Consider the following 2,376-nt stretch of genomic DNA (forward strand, 5'->3'; position numbering starts at 1 on the left):
TGACGGCGCGACCCTCAACAACGGCATCACCACCGAACAGGACAAGGACAGCTTCACCTATACGGTGACCGACGCACACGGCAACACAACCACCGGCACCATCCTGGTCGACATCGTCGACGACGTGTCATCCTTCACCCTCGTCAATGATGGGAACGCCGATGGCATCGTCAGCTTGTCGGCACTCAATCCGGCAACAGCTACCACCTACGACGGCCAGTTCGCCGAGTGGCAGTACGGGGCGGATGGGTTCGGCGGCATCACGGCCACAGGGCAGAATGTACAAGTTGCCTCCAGCTCGGCATCCCAGATCGTGCTCAACCTGTACGAAGGAGCTGATATCGTTGCCGTCCTAACTCTGAATGCCAACGGCACCGACTCGCTGGAAGTTCTGCACCGGGCAGGTGATGTCGTCTTTACTCCAATCGCCGCGACTTCAGCGACAGCCGGAGGGCCGACAGGTTCACTGATCGTGGATTTGGGTGCTGCCACGGACTTCAACATTCTTGTTACCGGCGATGATGGCGTGGCCCCCACCGGCCAAAGCGGGGATTTGGTGAACACCAGTAATCAAGGTTGGGCGGTCAAGGGTAGCTCCGGCCAGACAAATGACCCCGGTGAATCCATAAAATTCGCATTCGTCAACGATAGTAACAATACGACCCCTCACAGCGTCGACGATTTCAAGTTCACGACCGAGGGCTACACGGGCGGTATGTCAACGGCCAAAATCACCGTCCTCGTTTACACCGATGCCACGCATTATGATCAGGTGACGCTCAACGTGACTTCGGGCCAGGTCATCCAGGTCAGCCAGCTTGACTGGTCGGCTGTCGCGGGTACCGCCAACTATGTAGCCGGCGATGACATCTACGCGGTCAAAGTCCTCAGCGATGCCTCAAATGGCGGCGGGTTCCGCCTGAATGGCGTCGAGGTCGGCTCGCAATCAGAAACGCCGCCGGCAGATCTCGACTTCAACGGCATCAAAGTATCCATTACGGATGGCGACGGCGATGTTGCGACGCAAACCTTCAACGTCCATATCGATGGCACGACGGGCGATCATCTGACGGTTGAGGCCATTGCCGGAACTTCCGGAAACGACAACCTGCTTGGCACTTCCGGCAACGACACGCTGATCGGCGGCATTGGAGCCGACACGCTGAATGGCGGCGCCGGCAACGACACACTGATCGGCGGCGCCGGCCAGGACACGCTTACCGGCGGCACAGGCGCCGACACGTTCAAGCTTGACGGGCTCGACATCAAGGACCTGATCACCGACTTCAGCGGTGTCGGCGGGCACGGCGACAAGATCGACCTGACCGCCCTGTTCGACACGGCCCCGGGTGGCGGCAATGTCGGTGACTTCGTCAACTACAATGCCGGCACCGGCACGCTCAGCGTCGACGCGGACGGCACGGCCAACGGCGCCAATTTCGTCGACGTCGCGACGCTGCAGAACCTGCCGGCGGCCAACACCATCACGCTGCTCTACGACGACGGCACGACCACGCACACGACCACGGCAAATCTAGTCTAGCGGCATGGCGCAACGGGACATCGCCATGCTATGTATTAGCAACTCGTATATTGGGATTATGGAGGGGACTTTATCATGAAGCGTTCCGCAAGATTGCTGGTGTCGGCCGCGGCCCTGTTGCTGGTCGGATCGGCAGGGCGTGCCGCCGACATCATCGAAGGCCCGACGGCCGACTACTGCCGCACCGTCGGGACGTCCAACCTGGTGCTGACCGACAACATCGCCGACCTGAAGACCCAGGTGGTGAAGCTGATGGACGAGTCGGTCGCCGTCGCCAAAAGCCCGGAGTGGATCCACTCGTCGCGCCCCGCCTTCGTCTGGGCTTCGGAAGCCAAGGCTTACTGCGGCATGGCCTATGGCTACCTGAAGACGAACTACAAGGACGAAGACACGCTCAACAAATGCGAGTGCTTCCACGATCGCATGGTCGAGTACATGAACTGACCTGAAGGGCGAGCGCGCCAACAGACTGGTGATGACAGCCCCGAAAGCCTTGCCGCTCGCCGCCGCGAGCTTGGCGCCGGTTGCCGCGCATGCCGGCGCGGCGCTTCGCAGCATTTCCAACAGACGGCACCCGCCCTCGCCACAAGCATGGGCAATCGCGTTTGCGCTGGCGGCCGCCTTGTCCGGCTGCCAGTCGAAAGGCAGCGTGAGTGAGGCGCTCGATCCGGCTGCGATCGCGGCGCCCGGCGCGCCCGCCGGCAGCAGCGTCGCCGCGGCGCCAAAGGCGATGCAGGCGACGCAGTCGCTCGGCACCGGGCCGGCGAAGATCACCATGCTGCTGCCGCTGTCCGCCGCAGGAGGCGCGGGCGAAGACGGCAGGAAGATGCTCG

At 62.1% G+C, this 2,376-nt stretch carries 2 protein-coding genes and 1 pseudogene; all 3 read left to right on the forward strand.

Annotated elements, in window-relative coordinates:
- A partial coding sequence (locus EN738_RS35240) for a calcium-binding protein (protein WP_189605916.1) occupies positions 1-1,543 on the forward strand: 1,543 nt, incomplete at its 5' end.
- Between the two features lie 75 nt (positions 1,544-1,618).
- A complete protein-coding gene (locus tag EN738_RS21555) occupies positions 1,619-1,987 on the forward strand; it encodes a hypothetical protein (RefSeq protein WP_127285480.1) in 369 nt (122 codons plus the stop codon).
- Between the two features lie 31 nt (positions 1,988-2,018).
- Positions 2,019-2,376 (forward strand): annotated as a pseudogene (locus EN738_RS21560) (hypothetical protein); the annotation flags it as partial.

Source organism: Mesorhizobium sp. M4B.F.Ca.ET.017.02.2.1 (assembly GCF_003998955.1).
Lineage (GTDB): Bacteria > Pseudomonadota > Alphaproteobacteria > Rhizobiales > Rhizobiaceae > Mesorhizobium > Mesorhizobium abyssinicae.

Excerpts from the sequence above, each read along its gene's own strand:
- EN738_RS21555 (WP_127285480.1), top strand. The coding sequence starts at position 1,619 with ATGAAGCGTTCCGCAAGATTGCTGGTGTCGGCCGCGGCCCTGTTGCTG.